This is a genomic window from Aestuariibaculum scopimerae (assembly GCF_059428085.1).
Map to the genome: position 1 here is coordinate 3,633,452 of NZ_CM182089.1, position 22,883 is coordinate 3,656,334.

Consider the following 22,883-nt stretch of genomic DNA (forward strand, 5'->3'; position numbering starts at 1 on the left):
TGCTCCCTATGTATTAAGGCTTTCTTCTAAATCCATAAAACAAGCCTCCAAGCAGCAATATGCCCAATAGTATGGAACTTGCCAAGGCAATACGGCTTCCTGTTTTAACCACATCGGGATCAAACTTAAACTCAATGGTGTGCTTACCTGCGGGTATTGGCATACCGCGCAAGGTGTAATTAACACGCATATGATTGGTTTCTGCTCCATCAATAAATGTTTTCCAACCATTGCCGTAGTACACCTCAGAGAAAACAGCAAATCCATCGTGTTCATTATTAGATTGGTACTTCAAGTAGTTTGGTTTGGTTTCAACCACCGTAATAGCAGCCAAAGAATCCACAATATAACGAGACTTAATGTCCGCCAATGTTTTAAGCGCTTTTTGCGGCGTGTAAATAGCTTTGTGCTTTGTATTTAAGCTATCCAAAAGCTTTATTTCTTCGTTAGCAGACGGAACCTGTTCTAGGGACTCAACAAACCATGCAGCACCATTAGCTTCTTCATTAACATAAGGCACGATCTTACCCGCGTTCTCAAAAATAATGTACTTAGTATTTAGCATATTAAGCACATTCAAATTGTTACGTGCTATATAAAAATCAAACAACTCATTATAGCGTTTTAATTTTGCCGCACTGTAACCATTTAAGGAGTTATGGAAATAAGATGGCTTAGCAGGGCCCGACACCAAGTCGTATACTCTAAAATATGTAGTGTCATTTAAAATCTCCTTATCAACCTCATTGGCCACAAAAGGTTTATTGACCTGGATGGCCGACACAAAATCATCATTATTAACATAACGCCTATCCACCCCAACCAAATCGATAAGAATAAGAATACCAAAAGCAACAATACCCCATTGTTGCTTGATTTTTTCCTCTAAAAACATAAATATCATACCTGCGGAAAGCAGTACGAATACTAAAGTACGTATCGTATCTGAGACAAAAAGTGCTTTTCTATCTTCTCTAATGGCATCTATAAAGGCCTGACCGTAATTCTGACGATAAACCCCATCATTAGCACCCACAAAATCGAATAAAACAGAGTTAAACAACAGAAAAGCCAATGCAAGCCCCCCTGTTATAGCAGAGGCATACTTCAAGGCCTTCAATTTTTCTTCTTGCTTATCAAAATCGTTAAACAGTTTAACCAATCCAAAAACAGCCAAGACAGGAACGCACAGCTCTAAAATAACCTGAATGGATGTCACGGCCCTAAACTTATTGTAAAGCGGTACATAATCAATAAAAAAATCGGTTAAAAACCCTAAGTTCTTACCGTAAGACAATAGTAACGACAGCACAGTGCCCCCCAAAAGCCACCATTTTAAACGGCCTTTCACCAAAAACAGGGCAAATACAAATAAAAAGAGTACTACAGCTCCAATATAGGCCGGCGCCTCTACAATAGGCTGATCGCCCCAGTACATAGGGGCACGTTTTACCTCTTGTGCCGCTTGTGCCGTGGTAGCTCCTAATTTTCTAAAAGCTTCATAGGTAGCCGAGTCCTTGCCAACATCTTCACCATTACCACCTCCCATAAATCTAGGAATGTAAAGATTGAAGGTTTCCCAAAACCCATAACTATATTGTGTAATATAATCCTTGTCTAAGCCCGAAGTTATTTCTTTTGCCGTTCCGTCGGGGTTTATGGTCAATTCACTTTTACCACGCGTACTTTCTTTTGCATACTCTTGTGTAGCCATAACGCCTGTAGCATTTAAAGCTACAGATAACATCACGGCAGCCACCAATATGCCAACCGATTTAAAATAATGTGGTAATTGCTGCTTTTTATAAGCATCTATTAAATAAGCAATACCCAATACAATGACCAAAAACAACAAGTAATAGGTCATTTGAAAATGGTTTGCCACAATTTCAAGCCCCATAGCTATAGCGGTAAGCAAAAAGCCTGCAATGTATTTTCGCCGAAAGGTGAGCAGGATACCACTAAGCACCAAAGGCATATAAGCAATGGCATGGGCCTTACTGTTGTGCCCCACCCCAATGATAATGATTAGATAGGTTGAAAACCCAAAGGCCAAGGCACCTAAAGCAGCTAACTTAAAATCGACCTTTAAAACCAACAAAAGGATATAAAACCCAAGTAAGTAAAGAAACAAATAATCGGCTGGTCTAGGCAAGAACCGTAAAGCTAAATCCAGCTTTTTAATATAGTTATGCGGATATTTAGCACCTAATTGATAGGTAGGCATACCGGCAAAAGCACCATTGGTCCAGTAGGTCTCTTCACCTGTTTGCTCCCTAAAGTCATTTTGCTGTTTACTCATGCCTATATACTGCATGATATCGCTTTGAAAAAGCTGCTTCCCGCTTAGTACAGGATTAAAATAGGCTAGCGCTACAATAATAAAACCAACAACTATTAATAAATGTGGAAGTCCTTTTTTTAGTGAGAATTGCATGAAAATAGATTAAAACAATGAACGTGAAAATTAGTCAATTTCTTCGTAATCTACATATTCCCCTACATCTTTGTTTGAAGTTTTTTTGTTTGGCATTTTATCAATAATCACTTCCCCCTCCTTTTTTGGTGGGTTTTGCGTGGTTTGTTGTCTAAACTGTCCAAATTGATCCCCAAACCGTTGTTCGGCCTTTTTGGATACATATTTTATAAGTAAAGGTGCAAATAGCCTAGAAAGAATTTTAACTCCAAAATAAATAAGGAGAATTATCAAGATCATTCTAACAAAGCCAGTTACAGATGCTTGTTGTAACATACAAATTTATTTTTTAACAAAAATACAATTCTATATGCTTAAAAAGCGTTCAAAAATGATAAAAAAAGTATAAAATATCTATATTTGAAGAGCCTTAACGGGTATTTTTTAAGCATTTATTTACTTTTTATGGGATATGATAACTAAAATCAAAATTTATGAACCCGATCAAATCTACTTTATTTTTATTGCTTAGTTTATTAACCACTCAGGCCTTTTCACAGTATACAGACGTTATAAATTCCAATCGCCCAGGAGTGTCCAGAAGCGCCTTTTCTGTAGGTACCAATGTGTTACAATTTGAGGTAGGCCCTTATATTGTTAAAGAAAAAAGAACACCTATTACTTCTTATGAAGTATCTGGTTTTGGTGTTGATTTTGCTGCACGGTACGGTTTACTACTGGAAGAGCTGGAATTGAATATAGAAGGAACCTACCAAAATGATACCAAAACCTATACTTCCTTTTTTTCGATTGAAGAAGACCGTGCCAATTTTAAGTTCCTGAGTGTTGGAGCCAAATATTTGGTATTTGATCCTTACAAAAACTCTGAAGACGACAAGCCTAATCTATATAGCTGGAAAGCAAATCATCGCTTTAAATGGAGTTCTTTAATTCCTGCTGTATCAGTATATTTAGGAGCTAATTATGATACCGATAACAACCCTTATACTGCACCAGGTACTGAAGGTTTTAGCCCCAAGGTTATGATAGCCACACAAAACAATTTTGCAGGGGGCTGGGTATTTGTTATGAACCTGATTAAAGATAGAATTGGTACCGACCAGTCCGATTTTCAATACATACTTACCCTCACCCATTCATTTAGTCCGCAATGGGTTATCTTTGGTGAAACACAGGGAATTAAAAGTGACTTTTATGCAGATAATCTTTTTAGATTTGGTGGTGCCTATCTTTGGAGCAAAAACTTCCAACTGGATACGGCACTTACTTTTAACACCAAAGACACCCCTTCTGTATTTAGTGTTAATTTTGGGATGTCGTACCGATTGGATTTTCACAGAGATAAGGAAATAGATGAAGATAATGGCACTTCTGCGCTTGACGAAGGCAAAAGACGCTCCAGGCGCAAGAGAAAAAACAACAACCCAGAAAGCAACATTAAAAAACAAAAACGTGATGCTGTAAATTTTAATTAATATATCATACCAACCAACTATATGATTACCATTAAGGAAGTAACCACCAAAAAGGACTTAAAAACGTTTGTAAAGTTTCCTTTTACTTTGTACAAAGATTCAAAATACTGGGTGCCTCCCATTATTAGTGAGGAGTTAAAAACATTCAACAAGAAAGAAAACCCGGTTTTCAATGATGCCGAAGCTACTTTGTTTTTAGCTTATAGAGGCAAAGAAGTGGTAGGTCGTGTGGCAGCAATCATCAATTGGTTGGAAGTAAAAAACCAAACCTTAAAAAAAATGCGCTTTGGTTGGTTTGACTTTATAGACGACCTAGATGTTTCCCAAGCATTGTTTGATAAGATAGAAAGTATTGGCAAAGCTAATGGCTTGAAATATGCCGAAGGCCCTGTGGGGTTTTCCAATCTAGATAAAGTTGGGGTTATAAGTGAAGGGTTTGAATCCCTGTCTACAATGATAACTTGGTATAATGCCCCTTATTATATAAAACATTATGAGTCGGCCGGTTATCAAGTTGAAAAATCATATTCTGAAAGCAGGTTTCCATTCTCTAATGTTAAACCCGAATTCTTCGTGAAAGCGAATGAACTCATTAAACGACGGTACCAGCTTAAGGCTTTGGGCTTTACTAAAACAGAAGATGTTATGCCCTATGCCGATAAAATGTTTGATTTGTTTAATGAAGCATACGCCTCTTTATCATCGTTTGTGGCGATAACAGATATTCAAAAAGCGTATTTTAAGAAAAAGTTCATCAGCTTTATAAACCCTGAATACATAAAGTTTGTGATTGATAAGGATGACAACCTTATTGGTTTTGCTATTGTAATGCCTTCTTTTGCTAAAGCATTGCAAAAAGCAAAGGGTAAATTATTTCCTTTTGGGTTTAAGCACATACTGGATGCCAAAAAGAACAGTAAGGATGTTATCTTTTATTTAATAGGCATTCACCCCGATTACCAAAACAAAGGGGTACATGCCCTTATTTTTAACGAGTACTATCAAACCTTCAAAGCAAAAGGTATACAAACCTGTATTAGAACACCTGAACTGGAAGACAATTATGCCATCCATCAAATATGGAAACATTTTGACCCCGTGGTTTACAGGCGCAGAAAAACATTTAGAAAAGATCTATAAATAAATTCTGGAATCCAGAATTTATTCCCCCATTGCCGCCATAACAGCTGCTGATAAACGTTGGTAAGTACCATTTTCTAAACGGGACCTAATAGCGTCAAAAGCATCCAGGGTTATTTTCACATCCTCTAGCGTATGGGTGGCCGTTGGTATCAATCGTAATAAAATCATCCCCTTAGGAATAACAGGGTATACAACGATAGAACAGAAAACACCAAAATTTTCCCTTAAATCCTTAACAAGTGCCATCGCTTCTGGAATACTTCCCTTTAAATACACTGGTGTTACACAACTTTGGGTCGTACCAATATCAAAACCACGCTCTTTAAGTCCAGATTGCAGTGCTGTAACATTTTCCCAAAGTTTTTCTTTTAGCTCTGGCATGGTTTTTAACATTTCCAAACGTTTTCTAGCACCAACAACCAATTGCATTTGCAAGGACTTGGCAAACATTTGTGAACGCAAGTTGTATTTTAAATAGTCGATAATCTCTTGGTCTGCAGCAATAAAAGCACCCGTACCGGCCATAGATTTAGCAAATGTAGCAAAGTACACATCTATGTCGTCTTGCACCCCTTGCTCCTCGCCTGTTCCAGCACCTGTTTTTCCTAGGGTGCCAAAGCCGTGGGCATCATCCACCAAAAAGCGAAAGTTATATTTCTTTTTAAGGGCTACAATTTCTTTAAGCTTTCCTTGTTCACCACGCATTCCAAATACGCCCTCAGAGATCACTAAAATCCCACCTCCTGTTTGCTCTGCCATTTTAACGGCACGCTCTAAGTTTTTTTCTAAGCTTTCAACATCGTTATGCTTGTAGGTAAATCGTTTGCCCATATGCAAACGAACCCCATCAATGATACACGCATGCGCATCTACATCATATACAATAATATCATTTTTTGTTACTAGGGCATCTATGGTCGAAACCATGCCTTGGTATCCAAAATTCAATAAATAAGCGGCTTCTTTGTTAACAAACTCTGCCAATTCATTTTGAAGTGTTTCATGAAGATCTGTGTGTCCGGACATCATTCTGGCACCCATTGGATACGCCGAACCATAAGCAACTCCTGCTTCTCCATCCACCTTGCGTATTTCGGGGTGGTTGGCCAGCCCTAAATAATCATTTATACTCCAGGTTATAACATCTTTTCCTTGAAATTTCATTCTATTGGAAATCTGTCCTTCCAATTTAGGAAACACAAAATAACCTTCGGCCTGAGACGCCCATTTTCCTAATGGCCCCTTGTCTTTATAAATCTTTTCAAATAAATCTTTCATTTATTATAATCTTGTTGCTATTAAAGTTTAAGACATAACTCACCACCTTGAAATGGTTTATAAAACCAAAACGCTTTATTACAATTTACTAAAGTCAATGAAAAGCTTCTTTTAGTTTTTAGTTAGTTGATGCAAAATTAAATATTTATATTCTTTGTACATAATTTTTATCATCCAATTATTTCAAAAAGAACAAAGAAATGAAGAGAAAAGAACAAAGACAGATTGTGGCTTTACCAAAGGACAAACACAGACTAAGTTTTTTATGTTTTATGTATCAGTAAAACGCTCTTGTATCTAAAAAAATAGATGAAATTTTACTTTATATACTGTATCTTTTGTGCAGAAACCTCGTTAACACTATCAAAAAAGCCTTGTTCCTGCATCCATTTATCGCTATAAACCTTACTCATGTAACGCGAGCCATGGTCTGGGAAAATAACAACTACATAGTCGTTTTTCTTAAACATGCCTTGATCGCCCAATTGGCGTACGGCTTGCATAGCGGCACCAGAAGTATACCCTACAAACATGCCTTCTGTTCTGGCCAATAACCTAGCAGTATGGGCACTTTCTTCGTCGGTTACTTTAACAAACTCATCTATGATATCAAAATCTGTAGCGGTAGGAATTAGATTTTTACCCAAACCTTCTATTCTATATGGATAAATTTCCTTTTCGTCAAACTCTCTGGTTTGGTGGTATTTTTTTATGACAGAACCAAAAGCATCTACACCAATGATTTTAATATCTGGGTTTTGCTCTTTTAAGTATCTAGCTGTACCTGAAATAGTGCCTCCAGTACCACTACAAGCTACCAAGTGTGTAATTTTACCTTCGGTTTGTTTCCAAATTTCTGGACCTGTAGATTTGTAGTGTGCATCAATATTCAGTTCATTAAAATATTGGTTTATGTAAACAGATCCTTTAATTTCCTCATGCAATCGCTTGGCTACTTGATAATAGGATCTAGGGTCGTCTGCGCTTACATGTGCAGGGCACACATAAACTTTAGCTCCCATAGTTTTAAGCATGTCTATCTTATCTGCAGAGGACTTAGAACTTACTGCCAATACACAATCATAACCTTTTATAATACTCACCATAGCAATGCTAAAGCCTGTATTACCAGAGGTGGTCTCTATAATGGTATCACCTGGCGATAATATGCCTTTCTTTTCTGCTTGTTCTATAATGTAAAGGGCTATTCTATCTTTGGAAGAGTGTCCTGGATTAAAAGATTCTACTTTTGCGTAAAAGTTACCTTTAAACTTGGAAGCGACTTTATTAAGTTTAATAAGTGGTGTTTTACCTACTAAATCTAATACATTATCAAAAACTTGATTTCTGTGTTTCATAAATGCTTTTTATAAGCTACGGTAATATTACTAAAAATATTTGTAACCTAAAACCTGACAAAAATAAAACTTTTTTTTGTATTAGCCATGTATTCCCTCTAAATCTAGTAAAAAGGCATATTCTAAAGCCACTTCTTTAAGGCTTTCAAAACGCCCTGAAGCCCCGCCATGCCCAGAATCCATATCTACATGCAGCAAGAGTTTATTGGTATCGGTTTTTAGGTACCTTAACTTAGCTACCCACTTTGCGGGTTCCCAATACTGTACTTGCGAATCGTGCAAGCCTGTGGTTACCAGCATATTTGGATAGGCTTTGGCCGCTACATTATCGTAGGGTGAGTACGATTTCATATAGTGGTAGTATTTTAAATTGTTGGGGTTGCCCCATTCATCATACTCGCCTGTGGTTAATGGAATGGTATCATCTAGCATGGTGGTTACAACATCTACAAATGGTACTGCTGCCAATACACCATGGTACAGCTCGGGGTTCATGTTAATAACGGCTCCTATTAATAAGCCTCCAGCAGACCCTCCATAAGCGTACAGGTGCTTTGGTGATGTATAACGCTGGGCGATTAAGTATTTAGAGCAATCTATAAAATCATTAAATGTATTTAATTTGGTCAATAACTTACCGTTTTCATACCAATCCCTTCCTAAGTATTCACCACCACGCACATGGGCAATGGCATAAATAAAACCGCGATCTAATAAACTTAAGCGCACTGTAGAGAAATAAGGGTCTATGGTAGACCCATACGAGCCATAGGCGTATTGCAATAGTGGGTTGTTGCCATCTAGCTTAATGCCCTTTTTATATACCAAGGATATGGGTACTTTTACCCCATCGCGTGCGGTAGCCCAAATACGTTTAGATTCGTAGTTTTCTTTTTTAAACGTACCGCCCAAAACCGCTTGTTCTTTTTTAATGGTTTTCTGTTTGGTCTTAAAATTATAATCAATAACCGCACTTGGCGAGGTTAACGAATTAAAGCCATAACGCAGCACATCGCTATCAAAATCTGGGTTGTTGCCTATATAGGTTGTATACGTTTCACAAGGAAATGGCAGGTAATAATCCTCGGTACCATCCCAGCTCATAATACGCAAATTATTAAGGCCGTTTTCCCGCTCATTGAGCACCATATAGTCTTTAAAAATTTCAATGTCCTCTAACAACACATCTTTTCTGTGTGGTAGTACTTCTTGCCAATACTTGGCTTCGGTATGGGTTTCTCTTGTTTTTAGCAATTTAAAGTTGGTAGCCCCCCCTTGGTTTGTAATAATATAAAAGTGGTCTTTATAGTGTGCAATACTATACTCTAGTTCGCGTTGGCGTTCTTGGAACACTTTAAAATGTCCCTCGGGATTATTGGCATTTAAAAAGCGATATTCGGAAGTTAATGTACTAGAGGCCCCAATAACAATATATTTTTTAGACTTTGTTTTGTACACATAGGTATTGAAAGTTTCATCTGTTTCATGAAACACCTCTACATCGTCTGCAACATCGGTATGCAATATATGCTTGAATATTTTATTGGCACGCAAGGTTACTGCATCTTTTTGCGAATAAAACAAGGTTTTATTGTCATTGGCCCAAGTACAGGTACTGGAAGCGTTTGTAATTTTATCATCATAAACAACCCCTGTTTCCAGATTTTTGACCTGTAAAGTGTATTGCCGCCTACCCACATCATCAATTGCAAAACAGGCCAGTTTGTTATCGGGACTTATATTGATACTTCCTAAGTTAAAAAAGGATAAGCCTTTGGCCATGTTGTTACAATCGAACAAGACTTCCTCGGGTGCATCTAAGGTTTCTTTTTTTCTAATATAAATAGGATAATCTTTACCTTTTTCATAACGGGTTATATACCAATAACCATTTAATTTATAGGGCACGGAATTGTCATCCTCTTTAATTCTGCCCTTCATTTCTTCAAATAATTGCTTTTGAAAGGCTTCGGTATGCTTCATAACCTTTTTTGTATAGGCATTTTCAGCCTTCAGATAGTCTATAACTTCTGGATTTTCTCTATCGTTTAGCCAATAGTAATTATCTATTCTTGTATCATTATGTATGGTTAATTCCTCAGGAATTACTTTAGCTATTGGAGGTTGTGCTACAACATTCGGTTCTGCCATGGTTTGTTTCTTTTTAAAAGAAAGCCGCAAAAATAGGGTTAATGAAGAATAAAAACAATGTTTATAAAAGGTATATCACCTACATAGGGTTTGTGTAAGCACGGCATATTAACTTTTTTCAGCTTATGTTTTGTATGTTTCGTACTTATGTCTTTTATGTTTGTAACTTGAAGTTTGCAAAATATAACTAGTATATTTACCTAAAAAATAGTACTATTTTCTTGAAATAATACTAGTATTTTTTTTAAAATATACTACAATTTTTTAGTGACCGGGAATGGTCTGGGGAATTATGAAGTTATTTTAATATACAAAAAAAGCACGATAAAAGCAAGTGGACTATAGGCTTTTTAAGTATGTTAAGAGTGTATCGTGCATGGCATTGGTATAGTCTAAATGCGTCATCATTCTTAACTTGCCACTTCCCATACCAATAATATGGATGTTTTTATCCTGTAATTGCTTTATAAAACCGTTTTCATCGATACCATCTTGTAGCTGAAAGATAACAATATTGGTCTCGGTGGACTCTACAGTTTTTATGATGGGTAACTGACTTAGCACCTCGCCTATTTCCCTAGCCTTTTTATGGTCTTCCACAAGTCTATTTACATGATTATCTAAAGCATAGAGCCCAGCCGCAGCCAAGTACCCTATTTGGCGCATATTGCCTCCAAACACTTTTCGTATTCTAATGGCATGTTTCATAATATGGGCATCACCTACCAATACGGAGCCTACAGGGCAGCCTAACCCTTTACTTAAACAAACAGAAATAGTATCAAAAACATCGCCATATTGCTTTGGGGTTTGGTTGGTTGCTACCAAAGCGTTCCACAAGCGGGCACCATCTAAATGAAAACCTAACTGGCGATCTTGGCAAACGGCTTTAATTTTTAAGATCTCATTAAAATCCCAACACGCCCCCCCACCCTTATTGGTAGTGTTTTCAATTTCCACTAAACTTGTTTGGCTATAATAGAAAGCTTCTGGGTTTATGGCATCTATTACCTGCTGGGCGGTAAACATGCCCCTGTTACCATCAATTAGGTGGCAAGACACGCCACTGTTAAAAGCAACCCCACCAGCCTCATAGTTGTAAATGTGTGCATACTTATCGCATATAACTTGCTCTCCTGGATTGGTGTGGAGTTTAATGGCCGTTTGGTTGGCCATACTCCCACTTGGAAAAAAAAGGGCATCACTTTTTCCAAACATTTTGGCTATACGTCTTTCTAATGCGTTTACAGTCTCATCTTCTTTAAAAACATCATCCCCAACATTGGCTTGCATCATGGCTTCAAGCATGCCTTGGGTTGGCTTTGTTACGGTATCGCTTCTTAGGTCTATCTTCATAAATTTACTTAAATAGGCTTTTTATCTTGGTAAAGACCATATACACCAATGGCAATGGGTCTTTTTTATAAAATTTAACAGATGTGTTGTTTAATATAAATTTTAGCCTAAAGATAAAGAATATGTTACTTTTTATGGTTTTAAACAGTCCTACTAAATTCAGGAACTTGGTGTTTTTATATGTTGATGGCCCCGAGGCCATACCAAGGCTTTCTTGCAAATAAGCATATGGGAAATTAATACCTGCTATTTCAGAGCCTTCTATAGAGCTCCAAAATCTAGGGTTCATTTCCAGTATTTTAAATGTATTGTCTGTTTCATCCCAGCGAATATCTATATTGGTTACTCCAGACCAATTTAAAGATTTTAAAAGTTTTTGGCACAGCGCATATATATTTGCTTCTTGTATAAACACTTGCCCTGTTTGTGTTGAAAATGGTACACCATCCCACAATACACTTTTTTGTATGGTGTACAACTTAATTTCGCCGCCTTTAGCTAAAACATTAAATCCGTAATCTAAACCCTTAAAGTATTTTTGAACAATAAACTCAAACCCCAATTGGTGTTTCGACAAATAGGTTTTTAATTCTTGAAAATTATCAAATCTTACAATGCCCTTACCCCCCAAAAAACCCGATACGGGCTTTATTAATACAGGATATGTTGTTATAACATCTTTTAGCAATTCCTCTTTGGTATAAAAAAATGTATCAGGACTACTAATATGTGCTTGTTGCAAGTGCTTAGCCAGTAAGGCTTTGTTATTGGCAACCTCAAAAGCGTCCAGTGCAGGCAAAATACCAATTTTATTAGAAAAGGATACCTGGTGCTTGTGCTTTATTAAAGTTCTTATATTATTGACATCTATGGGAATAATTAAATCTATATGAAATTTACTCAGCTCGGCTTCAATATTGCCCAACCACGCAGCTTCGGTTTCGGTTTTGGGATAATAGGAAAAGTTTGTAATTTTATTGGAACGGCTTATTTCAGAATGGGGTAAACTGGAAATAACATAAATACTAATGTGCTTTATTTGCGACAAACAATTTAAAACCGCAGTCATTAAGGTATTGTCCCCTTCCGGCAAAAGCACCGATAAATGCCTTATATCGTTCACCTCCCCTTTCATGTTTTTATTAATATATGTGTAACACAAATAAAGTAATTTATAAACAATTATGCATAACTGGTTATGAGTATTTTTATAGATTTAGCCCTAGGTTACTAAATTTCCGATAAACGAAAATCAAATCAAAATAAGTTCATTCTTTAATCTATAAATTCTATTTTTGTCTAAAATTGAAACAACTTATGATAACTACCGATCAAATTAAAGATCTTAATACCCGCCTTGATAAACTAAGGCACTATCTTTGACGTAGATACCAAACTTATAGAGATACAAAACGAAGAAGAAAAAACCTTTGACCCCCATTTTTGGGATGATCCCAAAGCTGCCGAAATAATCATGAGATCCTTACGCAGTAAGAAAAAATGGGTAGAAGACTATAATACGGCCAAAACCCTTATTGAGGACCTAGAGGTACTTTACGAATTTTATAAAGAAGGAGAATCTACCATTGAGGATGTTGAAGAGCAGTATAATAAAGCCGCAACTTTGCTTGAGGATATTGAGTTTAAAAACATGCTTTCTGACGAAGGTGATAGCTTAAGTGCCGTGCTACAAATTACAGCCGGCGCCGGTGGTACCGAAAGTTGCGATTGGGCCAGTATGCTTATGCGTATGTACTTAATGTATGCCGAAAAAAGTGGCTTTAAGGTTAAAGAGCTTAACTTTCAAGAAGGTGATGTAGCTGGTATAAAAACGGTGACCTTGGAAATTGAAGGCGATTTTGCCTTTGGTTGGCTAAAAGGTGAGAATGGTGTGCACAGGTTAGTGCGCATTTCCCCTTTTGATAGTAATGCCAAACGCCATACCAGTTTTGCATCGGTATACGTATATCCATTGGTTGATGATACTATTGAAATAGAAATAAACCCAGCAGATGTAGAGATTACCACAGCGCGCTCCAGTGGTGCTGGCGGACAAAACGTTAATAAGGTTGAAACCAAAGTACAATTGACCCATAAACCCACGGGGATACAAATATCATGTTCTGAAACACGATCGCAGCACGACAACCGAACCCGGGCCATGCAAATGCTTAAGTCGCAACTTTACGAAATTGAATTGCAAAAACAACTGGCACAACGGGAAGATATTGAGGCGGGCAAAATGAAAATTGAATGGGGCAGCCAAATACGTAACTATGTTATGCAACCCTATAAATTGGTTAAAGATGTACGCACCAACCACGAAACCAGCAATGTAGATGCTGTTATGGATGGAAATATTGGACCGTTTTTAAAGGCCTATTTAATGATGATGGGACAAAAAGCTGAAGACACAAATACCCTATGAACCAAATAAACACTATTATTTTTGATTTAGGAGGTGTGTTAATAGACTGGAACCCCGAATATGTATTTTTAAAGGCTTTTAATGGTGATACTGAAAAAACAAAATGGTTCTTAAACCATATCTGTACCAGTGACTGGAATGAAAACCAAGATGCTGGCTACCCATTGGCACAGGCCACAGAAGACCTAGTTGCTAAATTCCCTGAATACGAACATTATATTCGTAAATTCTATGGAGATTGGGAAACCATGCTTGGTGGTGCTATTACCGGTAGTGTAAAAATCCTTGAGGCCTTGCTTGCACAAAACACCTATAAAATAATAGCCCTAACCAATTGGAGCAGCGAAACATTCCCCATTGCAAAAAAGCGCTTTGCCTTTTTGGATTGGTTTGATGGTATTGTGGTTTCAGGCGAAGAAAAAACCAGAAAACCTTTTAAGTCTATTTATAACATTACTTTAAAACGTTTTAATGTAAGTCCTGAAAAGGCTATATTTATTGATGATAACTTAAGAAATATAGAAGCAGCCAATGCTATGGGTATTAATGGAATTCACTTTAAAAATCCAGAGCAACTTATTGAACAATTAAAAACTTACAATATATACCTGAAATGATTAAAATATACCACAACAACAGATGTAGTAAATCACGTAACGGCCTTGCTTTATTGGAAGCATCGGGGAAACCTTTTGAAATTATTAAATATTTAGAAGACACCCCCTCCTATGAAGAACTGAAAGATTTGATTGCTCTTTTAAACATAAAACCCATAGACTTAGTTAGAAAAAACGAAGCCATTTGGAAAACACAATTTAAAGATAAAGCCTTGAGCGATAAGGAACTTATTGAGGCCATGATAAATAACCCCAAGCTTATAGAGCGCCCTATTGTTATTAATGGCAATAAGGCCGTTATAGGCAGACCCCCTGAAAACATACTGGAAATACTGTAAAAAGCGGACTCTACAAGCTTTTTAATTAACGTTTTTTTAACAAAGGCAGGCTAAACCATATAGGGTATTTGCAGTCTAAGTGTAAAATATAACTTAACAATGACCAAAGTTTTAATCCCTTGCCTTGCTTTATTAATGGGCATAGTATCTTTATCCTTAACTGCACAACCAAAAAATAGCGACTTTGTAGACGATAAAAAAATTGTTGTAACAGGAACCGTTATTGATAAAGAAACCCAAATACCATTAGAGTATGCTACTATTGCATTTTTTAGCAAAAGTGAAAATAGGATTGTAGATGGCGGGATTACTGATGTAAATGGTGAATTTAGCATTCCCATTCCCAAAGGCACATACGATATTTCAATTGAATATATTTCATACAAAAAAATAACGCTTACCAATAAAAATTTAGAACAAGATGAAAATCTTGGTAGCATTTATCTACAAATTGATTATGGCGAACTAGATGCCGTAGAGGTTATAGCTGAACGTACTACCGTTGAAATAAAACTGGACAAAAAGATATACAATATTGGTAAAGACCTTACCACCGCTGGTGGAACCGTGAGCGATGCTTTAAACAATGTTCCATCAGTATCTGTAGATATTGAAGGCGCCATTAGTTTAAGAGGTAACGAAAATGTTAGAATTTTAATTAATGGAAAACCTTCTGCCATGGCTGGTTTTGGAGATACCAACATATTAAGCCAGTTACCAGCAGAAGCTATTGAACGCGTTGAAGTTATAACATCGCCTTCTGCAAGATATGATGCCGAGGGTACAGCAGGTATCTTAAATATTATATTAAGACAAAAGGAAACTTTAGGCTTTAATGGCTCGTTAAACACAACCGTTGGAAACCCAGATAATGTTGGTGTTTCTGCTAACATTAACTATAGAACAGAAAAATTTAATTTGTTTTCTAATTTAGGATTCAGATATTTTAACTCCCCTAGGAACAGTTTTAATGACACCCAATATTTCGATAGATTTGTAGATAACATGGTTATTGAACCTGAGTACGAAAGAATTAGGGAAAAACAAGAAGTGCAGCGTCTTAACCGAAACTATAATGCCAGTCTAGGCATGGAATATTTTCTATCTAAAAAAACATCTATAACCGGTAGTGTTTTTTATAGGTATGGGGAGGATGCCGATAGGTCGCTTAATAATAGTGACCGCTATAATGGCGGCAGTATTGTAGAGGAAACCCTAAGGACTGAAGAACAAAATGAAGATGGCAACAACTACCAATTTTCATTAAACTACATAACAAAGTTTAATGAAGATGGCCACCAATTGACTGCCGATGTACAGATTGAAAATGGCTCTGAAGATCAGTTTACCTACATCATGGAAGATTATATTACCACAGATCAAACCAGTCCTGAGCCCTTTCAAGAGGAAAAAGTATATACTGCAGAAAAGGAAAAGGAGTATCTATTTCAAGCAGACTATGTTTTACCTATTGGTGAAGATGCACGTTTTGAAGCTGGATATCGAGGTGATTTTGAAAACGATTTAACAGATTACACTTTAGAGCAAGAAGACATTAGTACGGGCGATTTCTTTGTAAATGATACAATAACTAATGTTTTTGATTACAGTGAAAATGTAAATTCGCTGTACACACAATATGGAACCAAATTTGGAAAATTTTCATTTTTATTGGGGCTAAGACTGGAAAACACCCAATTAAAAGGAAAAATAAATTCCAGATTAACAGACCAAGAGCTACAAAACGCTTTTGGCTTTCCTATTGATACCGATTTTGACAAAAATTACCTGGGTTTATTCCCCACCCTAAACCTTATTTACAACTTGTCTGGTACCGATAGTGATGCCGAAGAAAGCATCACTTTTGGATACAACAGAAGGATTAACAGGCCACGCGGATGGTTTATAAACCCATTTCCATCACGCTCTAGCCGAACCAATGTGTTTCAAGGTAACCCTAACTTAAATCCAGCTTTTTCAAGCGCATTTGATGTAGGCTACCTAAAACGCTGGGATAAAATGACCTTTACTACATCTGTTTATTACCAACATGAAACAGACGCTTTTGAGCGTGTACAAGAAAATACAGGACAACAAACATCGGACGGTATTGATATTATTAGAACCATTCCCGTAAACCTATCCACTAACAAACGTACTGGTGGTGAATTTGGGATTCTTTACAACCCCGAAAAATGGCTTAGACTAAATACTAGTTTTAATGTATTCCATTCAAAAACCGAAGGCGACTTTAATGGCGTAGATTACAGTGCCCAAAACACCAGTTGGTTTGCGCGTTTTAGTGGTAAGGTAACTCTACCTTCCAATATAGATTGGCAAACCAATGCCAACTACCGAGGCGCTAGACAAGATGCACAAAGTGAGAGTAAGGGGATTTTTTCATTGGACCTTGCCTTTAGCAAAGAAATCTTTAACAACAATGCCACAATATCGTTAAATGCCCGTGATGTTTTTAACTCAAGAAAAAGAAAATCCTTGACTACTACGGAGTTTTTTGAGAGAGAAAGTGAATCGCAATGGCGCCAACGTCAAATCAATTTATCGTTCATATATAGATTCAATCAACAAAAGAAACGCAATGAGCGTAGTAGAAATAACTTAAACGGTGGCGGCGATGACGATATGGATTTTGAGGGTTAAATAATTAATGAAAAAGAAGAAAACAAAAAGGGGAAGCTTTTAATTAAGCTTCCCCTTTTTTATTTTGATAATATAAGTTGACCGTTATGAGTTTTGACGCTTAGCCTTTTTTGCTTCTCTTATTTCTTTTAATCTTTCAATTAAAGAACCCCCAATCCAATAAGGAATAACAAATGTCAATAAAAAAATCATTAACCAAAATCCTATAGTAAGAATGGTTAAGAAAGCTAAAAATCCTAAGTATTGGTCAAAATCAAACATAATTGTTGTGTCTTTAATAAATCTCCTGCAAAGATAATGCAACAGATTTTGTTAAACAATAGCTAAACTTAAATTTATTAACAAGGTTTTAATTTAAATCTGGCTGTGGCGTTATGCGCAAGTAAGGTTTCACTTCTTTAAACCCTTTAGGGAACATTGCTGGAATATCCTCAGTCGCTACCGCTGGTACCACAACACAGTCGTCTCCAGTATTCCAATTGGCCGGTGTAGCCACTTTATGATAAGCAGTAAGCTGTAACGAATCGATTACACGCAATAACTCATCAAAGTTTCTACCAGTAGATGCTGGGTATGTAATAATGAGTTTAACTTTTTTATCTGGGTCTATTATAAATACCGAACGTACAGTTAATTTATCGTCTGCATTAGGATGAATCATATCGTAGAGTTCAGAAACTTTTCTATCCTCATCTGCAATAATGGGGAAATTAACTGTGGTGTGTTGGGTTTCATTAATATCATTAATCCAACCCCTGTGGGACTCCAAACCATCAACACTTAATGCTACTACTTTAACATTACGTGTATTAAATGCTTCCTTGTATTTTGCCACTGTACCTAACTCGGTAGTGCATACAGGCGTATAATCAGCTGGGTGTGAAAACAAAATGCCCCAGCTATCCCCCAGCCATTCATGAAAATTAATATCGCCTTCTGTAGACTTTGCTGTAAAATTTGGAGCAACGTCTCCTAATCTAATTGTTGCCATAGTTATAATGTTTTTAATTTTAAAATTAGTCAACTACTAAGATACTTATTTTTACCGAGGCCATTAAAATATAGACGTTATATATCTGTTAAAAAAACTTGTAAAAACTAGCTAACATATTACCTATAAAAACTGAAAACGATTAACTTTGTAACTCAATTCAAATCACTAATTACAATGAGTTTTAGAATAGAAAAAGATACTATGGGCGAGGTAAAAGTACCTGCCGATAAACTTTGGGGTGCACAAACAGAACGCTCAAGAAACAATTTTAAAATTGGTCCGTCGGCATCCATGCCACTGGAAATAGTTTATGGGTTTGCATACCTAAAAAAAGCTGCAGCATATACCAATTGTGAACTGGGTGTTTTGCCTGTTGAAAAACGTGATTTAATAGCGACGGTTTGTAACGAGATCCTAGAAGGAAAGCACGATGATCAATTTCCTTTAGTTATTTGGCAAACTGGGTCTGGCACACAAAGCAATATGAACGTTAATGAAGTAATAGCTAACAGAGCACAACAACTAGCGGGTAAAGTAATTGGTGAAGGTGATAAGGTTATCCAACCAAATGACGATGTAAATAAATCGCAATCGTCCAATGATACTTTCCCAACGGGCATGCATATAGCTGCATACAAAAAAATAGTAGAAACTACTATTCCTGGAGTTAAGCAATTACGGGATACTTTAAAGAAAAAATCAGATGCATTTAAGTCTGTTGTCAAAATTGGGCGCACCCACCTTATGGATGCAACGCCTTTAACACTAGGCCAAGAACTTTCTGGTTATGTTGCACAATTAAACCACGGATTAAACGCTTTAGAAAACACCTTACCACATTTAAGCGAACTGGCATTAGGAGGTACAGCCGTAGGTACTGGGTTAAATACCCCAAAAGGTTACAGCAAACGTGTTGCTGAATTTATTGCAGAGTTTACAGGATTGCCTTTTATAACGGCACCAAACAAATTTGAAGCACTTGCTGCCCATGATGCCTTAGTAGAAACCCATGGTGCTTTAAAACAGTTAGCCGTTTCGTTAAATAAGATTGCGAACGACATTAGGATGATGGCATCTGGACCAAGAAGTGGTATTGGAGAAATAACCATTCCGGCCAATGAACCTGGAAGTTCCATTATGCCCGGAAAAGTGAACCCAACACAATGTGAAGCACTAACAATGGTTTGTGCACAGGTTATGGGTAATGATGTGGCTGTTTCTGTTGGTGGACTTCAAGGACATTATGAGCTTAATGTGTTTAAACCTGTTATGGCTGCCAATGTTTTACAATCTGCTCAATTAATTGGCGACGCTTGTGTGAGTTTTGATTTAAATTGTGCCGTGGGTATTGAGCCCAACCAAGAAGTTATTACAAAACTGTTAAACAACTCTTTAATGTTAGTAACGGCATTAAATACGAAAATAGGTTATTACAAAGCTGCTGAAATAGCAAATACTGCTCACAAAAATGGCACTACCTTAAAAGAAGAGGCCATTAACTTAGGTTATGTTACTGCAGAAGACTATGATGCTTGGGTAAAGCCAGAGGATATGGTTGGAAGTCTAAAATAGTTTTAGTTAACATATTCATTAAAATAAAAAAACAGGTAATTAATGTTACCTGTTTTTTTTGGTTGGTTAGCTATCAATCCTTCGTATTTAACTTTGAAAAGGAAATCAGGACAAATATATAGTTTCACTTAGTCATTGTTATTAACAAATGTTAATAACCGTCAATTTTTTTTCTAATTCTACTTAATTGTACTGGTGTTATACCTAAATATGAAGCAATATGGTATTGTGGTATAAGCTCTTCTACGTTAGGAATTTGTTTTTGTAATTCCAGATAACGGGCTTTAGCGTCTAAAGAAATTAATTCTACAAGGCGTTCTTCATATTTTTCATAAACAGTTTCTAAAACCTTAGAATACAACAAATTAACTTCTATGTTCTTTTTGCAAAGCATCATGAACTTAGAGAAATCTGTTTCATAAATTTTGCATTCTGTAAGTGCTTCAAAAACAAATAACGATGGTTTTCTTTTCAATAAAGCCGTTAACGATCCCACAAAACAAACGGGCAAATAAAAACTTTTGTTAAATTCTTTTCCCGACTCTGTATTTAAATAACATCTTATAGTACCCGAGACAAGCATATAAACTTTAGAGGGTACTTCGTTTAACTTTACGAGCTGTGTACCTGCCTTGATTTTCTTTAGCTCAGATATTTTTGAAAGTTCCTTAAGTGTTTTATCGGAAACATTGGTAAATGAGTTTAAAAAATCTAAACTAGAATTCATTAATCGTAGTTTTAAGTTTTTGTAAAAAATTAATAATTGATTTTGCCAACAGGAAGGTACTGTTAAGGTAAAATTAAGCCTTTATTGGATTGCAAAAATTTGTTTTCTACTATTTACATATAAAATTGTTAAGATGTATTTGCCATAAGAATTTATCAACAAAGCACTTTAGTACTATTTCAGGATAGTAAGAATTTCTATAATTAAACCTTTTTAGCTGATTAATAGCTTAAAATTTGCCACAAAAAAACCCCAAGTTTTAAAATAACTTGAGGTTTTAAGATTAAGTGTTATAAATAATTACCTTAGAGTAAACTCAGAAGTAGATACTAAATCTTTTTCATTAAATACATTTACAATATAACGTCCTTCTTCAAAATCTGCATCGCCTTTTGGGGTTACAAATTCGCAAATATTTAAATTTGCATTTTCGTAATTAAACTTACTAATTACACTATAGTTTAATGTAACATCTTCAAACTGTACTTGTTCATTTAAACCTAAGATGTTGTTTTTAGGATCGATAACCTGAATGTATAACTCTTGGTCACCTGCTTGTACTAGTTTATTTTTAGCTACTATAAAGCATACTCTTATTTTATCGCTACGACCTGCTCTTTCTGTTGGAATAACTTTACCAGAAGTTCTAACAATAACACCTGAAGCTTTTAAATCTACTGCAGATAATACGGCAGCATCTGAAACTACCTCTGCTAAAGCATTATTTTGTATTAATAAAGAATCATTGAACATGGTACGCTCTTCTAGACGAACTCGTGTACTATCTAAAGATGTTGCTAAATAAGAATTTTGAACTTTAAGTGAATCGTTTTGGGCCAATAATACATCCATTTCTTTTTGCAAAGACACGTATTTTTGTTTGTATCTCCATAAACTTTTAACGTTCGTTTCAGAAATCTTTAAAGAGTCTATTAATCCTTGAATTCGTGCTCTGGCTTCCGTTAAGTTTTTGTTTGCCACATCATTTTCGCTAATAGCTTCATCATATTGTTTAGCCATGGCGTTAAGGTCGTTCATCACTAATTGTTTTTGTTCTTTTAAATCTTTTTGGACTTTAGAACTTGTAGAATACAAATTCATAGTATAGAATGCTGTTCCTAAAAATAAAACCAAAGCAATTCCCAATGCTATTTTAAGTCCTGTGCTACTTTTGCTACTTTCCATAATACCTGTTTTTAATGTTTTTTAAATGTTGAATTTTTGTTCTTTAATTTTTAATGCTTTAAATAAATAATAATGTATTTTTATTTTAAAATTTATTTACTCACATGGATAAACTTATTTTATTTAATAAAAGTACTCTAAATAAACTATTAAACAAAAGGTCTGGTGAATCCAAGTTTGGTCAACATATTAAAATATTAACCAGCATCTCCAATATATACGAACAACTTAAAAATTTGGATGTCAGCTATGTAATAATTGGTTTGCCAGAAGACGTTGGTGTATTTGCTAACCATGGTAAAATAGGGACTTCAAAGGCATGGGAAGCAACATTAAAAGTTTTATTAAATATTCAAAGTAATGCTTATACTTCAGCTGATAAAGTTTTGATTTTAGGTCATCTAGACTTTTCTAAAGAATTACTAGAAATCTCTAAACTAGCTCCCAATAAAAAGAAAAGCTTTTTAAAGGCGAGAAAAATTGTTGCCAATATAGATAAAGATGTTACCGATATTGTTAGGCAAATAGTTGCATCTGGAAAAAAACCAATTATAATTGGTGGCGGACATAACAATGCCTATGGTAACATAAAGGGGGCTTCTTTGGCCCTTAAAAAACCTATTAATGCCATTAATTTTGATGCCCATTCAGATTTTAGATCTGAAGAAGGCAGGCATAGTGGTAATGGGTTTAGTTATGCCTATGCAGAAGGCTTTTTGAAAAATTATTTTATTTTTGGGTTGCATAGTATCTATACCTCTGACAACTTGTTTAAATCATTAAACAAAATAAAATCCATAAAATATATTAGGTTTGAAGATTTAGAAGTTAATAAAAATTTAAAGTTTAATGATGCTTTACAACAAGGCTTAAATCACATATCTGATGCCCCCTTTGGTATTGAAATTGATTGTGATGCCATTGAAAATATTAACAGCAGTGCCATGACACCCAGTGGTTTTTCAGTAAATTCCGCAAGAAGGTTTATAAGCTTTTTTGCGACCGAAAACAATGCCTGCTACCTGCACATTTGTGAAGCTACACCTAATGAATTTAATGCCTTACAGATAGGAAAACTTATCACCTATTTGATTACAGATTTCATTAAACCTTAATTAATTATTTGCATTAAAATAAAAAATATTTACATTTGCATAAGCACT

The 22,883-nt window shown here is 35.8% G+C and carries 19 protein-coding genes; 8 read left to right on the top strand and 11 right to left on the bottom strand.

Features of this window, described 5'->3' with window-relative positions; genetic code table 11:
• Positions 1-13: 13 nt before the first annotated feature.
• The gene (locus tag AC5SR4_RS15760) at positions 14-2,437 is read right to left on the bottom strand and encodes a YfhO family protein (protein ID WP_495357239.1); all 2,424 of its coding nucleotides are present in this window, start codon (positions 2,435-2,437) and stop codon (positions 14-16) included.
• Between the two features lie 30 nt (positions 2,438-2,467).
• A complete protein-coding gene (locus AC5SR4_RS15765) occupies positions 2,468-2,752 on the bottom strand; it encodes a DUF4834 family protein (protein WP_495357240.1) in 285 nt (94 codons plus the stop codon).
• 158 nt (positions 2,753-2,910) lie between these two features.
• On the opposite strand from AC5SR4_RS15765, the gene AC5SR4_RS15770 reads away from it, so the two are divergent.
• Together AC5SR4_RS15770 and AC5SR4_RS15775 are read left to right on the top strand one after the other, a co-directional pair.
• Entirely contained in the window at positions 2,911-3,912 is a 1,002-nt protein-coding gene (locus AC5SR4_RS15770) for a transporter (protein WP_495357241.1), read from the top strand.
• 21 nt (positions 3,913-3,933) lie between these two features.
• Complete coding sequence (locus AC5SR4_RS15775) at positions 3,934-5,052, top strand: GTP cyclohydrolase (RefSeq protein ID WP_495357242.1); 1,119 nt, start codon at positions 3,934-3,936, stop codon at positions 5,050-5,052.
• 21 nt (positions 5,053-5,073) lie between these two features.
• On the opposite strand, the gene capB is transcribed toward AC5SR4_RS15775, so the two are convergent.
• The 5 genes from capB to AC5SR4_RS15800 form a co-directional block, all read right to left on the bottom strand.
• On the bottom strand, positions 5,074-6,333 hold the full coding sequence (capB, locus tag AC5SR4_RS15780) for a cysteate-C-fatty acyltransferase (protein WP_495357243.1): 1,260 nt from the start codon (positions 6,331-6,333) through the stop codon (positions 5,074-5,076).
• Positions 6,334-6,650: 317 nt separating this feature from the next.
• On the bottom strand, positions 6,651-7,691 hold the full coding sequence (gene capA / locus AC5SR4_RS15785) for a cysteate synthase (RefSeq protein WP_495357244.1): 1,041 nt from the start codon (positions 7,689-7,691) through the stop codon (positions 6,651-6,653).
• A gap of 81 nt (positions 7,692-7,772) precedes the next feature.
• On the bottom strand, positions 7,773-9,842 hold the full coding sequence (locus tag AC5SR4_RS15790; RefSeq protein ID WP_495357245.1) for a S9 family peptidase: 2,070 nt from the start codon (positions 9,840-9,842) through the stop codon (positions 7,773-7,775).
• A 339-nt stretch (positions 9,843-10,181) separates the two neighbouring features.
• A complete protein-coding gene (locus tag AC5SR4_RS15795) occupies positions 10,182-11,198 on the bottom strand; it encodes a threonine aldolase family protein (protein WP_495357246.1) in 1,017 nt (338 codons plus the stop codon).
• 4 nt (positions 11,199-11,202) lie between these two features.
• Positions 11,203-12,333, bottom strand: coding sequence for an ATP-grasp domain-containing protein (locus AC5SR4_RS15800; RefSeq protein WP_495357247.1), 1,131 nt, complete (start codon positions 12,331-12,333; stop codon positions 11,203-11,205).
• A 182-nt stretch (positions 12,334-12,515) separates the two neighbouring features.
• Here AC5SR4_RS15800 and prfB point away from each other — a divergent pair.
• The 4 genes from prfB (at position 12,516) to AC5SR4_RS15820 (ending at position 17,242) form a co-directional block, all read left to right on the top strand.
• A protein-coding gene (gene prfB, locus AC5SR4_RS15805; RefSeq protein WP_495357248.1) for a peptide chain release factor 2 occupies positions 12,516-13,626 on the top strand; the annotation gives its coding sequence in 2 pieces (ribosomal slippage) (positions 12,516-12,578 and positions 12,580-13,626; 1,110 coding nt in all).
• The gene (locus AC5SR4_RS15810) at positions 13,623-14,243 is read left to right on the top strand and encodes an HAD family hydrolase (protein ID WP_495357249.1); all 621 of its coding nucleotides are present in this window, start codon (positions 13,623-13,625) and stop codon (positions 14,241-14,243) included. The genes prfB and AC5SR4_RS15810 overlap by 4 nt, the downstream gene beginning before the upstream one ends.
• The gene (gene arsC / locus AC5SR4_RS15815; RefSeq protein WP_495357250.1) at positions 14,240-14,581 is read left to right on the top strand and encodes an arsenate reductase (glutaredoxin); all 342 of its coding nucleotides are present in this window, start codon (positions 14,240-14,242) and stop codon (positions 14,579-14,581) included. The genes AC5SR4_RS15810 and arsC overlap by 4 nt, the downstream gene beginning before the upstream one ends.
• Before the next feature lie 99 nt (positions 14,582-14,680).
• Entirely contained in the window at positions 14,681-17,242 is a 2,562-nt protein-coding gene (locus AC5SR4_RS15820) for a TonB-dependent receptor (RefSeq protein WP_495357251.1), read from the top strand.
• Between the two features lie 84 nt (positions 17,243-17,326).
• On the opposite strand, the gene AC5SR4_RS15825 is transcribed toward AC5SR4_RS15820, so the two are convergent.
• Together AC5SR4_RS15825 and AC5SR4_RS15830 are read right to left on the bottom strand one after the other, a co-directional pair.
• Positions 17,327-17,503: a hypothetical protein gene (locus tag AC5SR4_RS15825; protein WP_495357252.1), complete on the bottom strand. Its 177-nt coding sequence runs from the start codon at positions 17,501-17,503 to the stop codon at positions 17,327-17,329.
• Positions 17,504-17,591: 88 nt separating this feature from the next.
• On the bottom strand, positions 17,592-18,233 hold the full coding sequence (locus tag AC5SR4_RS15830; protein ID WP_495357253.1) for a peroxiredoxin: 642 nt from the start codon (positions 18,231-18,233) through the stop codon (positions 17,592-17,594).
• Between the two features lie 177 nt (positions 18,234-18,410).
• Here AC5SR4_RS15830 and fumC point away from each other — a divergent pair, with 177 nt between their 5' ends.
• Positions 18,411-19,808 carry a class II fumarate hydratase gene (fumC, locus tag AC5SR4_RS15835; protein ID WP_495357254.1) on the top strand — a complete coding sequence of 466 codons (1,398 nt, stop codon included), beginning with the start codon at positions 18,411-18,413 and terminating at the stop codon, positions 19,806-19,808.
• Positions 19,809-19,959: 151 nt separating this feature from the next.
• On the opposite strand, the gene AC5SR4_RS15840 is transcribed toward fumC, so the two are convergent.
• Together AC5SR4_RS15840 and AC5SR4_RS15845 are read right to left on the bottom strand one after the other, a co-directional pair.
• Entirely contained in the window at positions 19,960-20,535 is a 576-nt protein-coding gene (locus tag AC5SR4_RS15840; RefSeq protein ID WP_495357255.1) for a Crp/Fnr family transcriptional regulator, read from the bottom strand.
• 300 nt (positions 20,536-20,835) lie between these two features.
• Positions 20,836-21,720 carry a DUF8428 domain-containing protein gene (locus tag AC5SR4_RS15845; protein ID WP_495357256.1) on the bottom strand — a complete coding sequence of 295 codons (885 nt, stop codon included), beginning with the start codon at positions 21,718-21,720 and terminating at the stop codon, positions 20,836-20,838.
• 104 nt (positions 21,721-21,824) lie between these two features.
• Here AC5SR4_RS15845 and AC5SR4_RS15850 point away from each other — a divergent pair, with 104 nt between their 5' ends.
• A complete protein-coding gene (locus AC5SR4_RS15850) occupies positions 21,825-22,835 on the top strand; it encodes a formimidoylglutamase (RefSeq protein WP_495357257.1) in 1,011 nt (336 codons plus the stop codon).
• Positions 22,836-22,883: the final 48 nt, after the last annotated feature.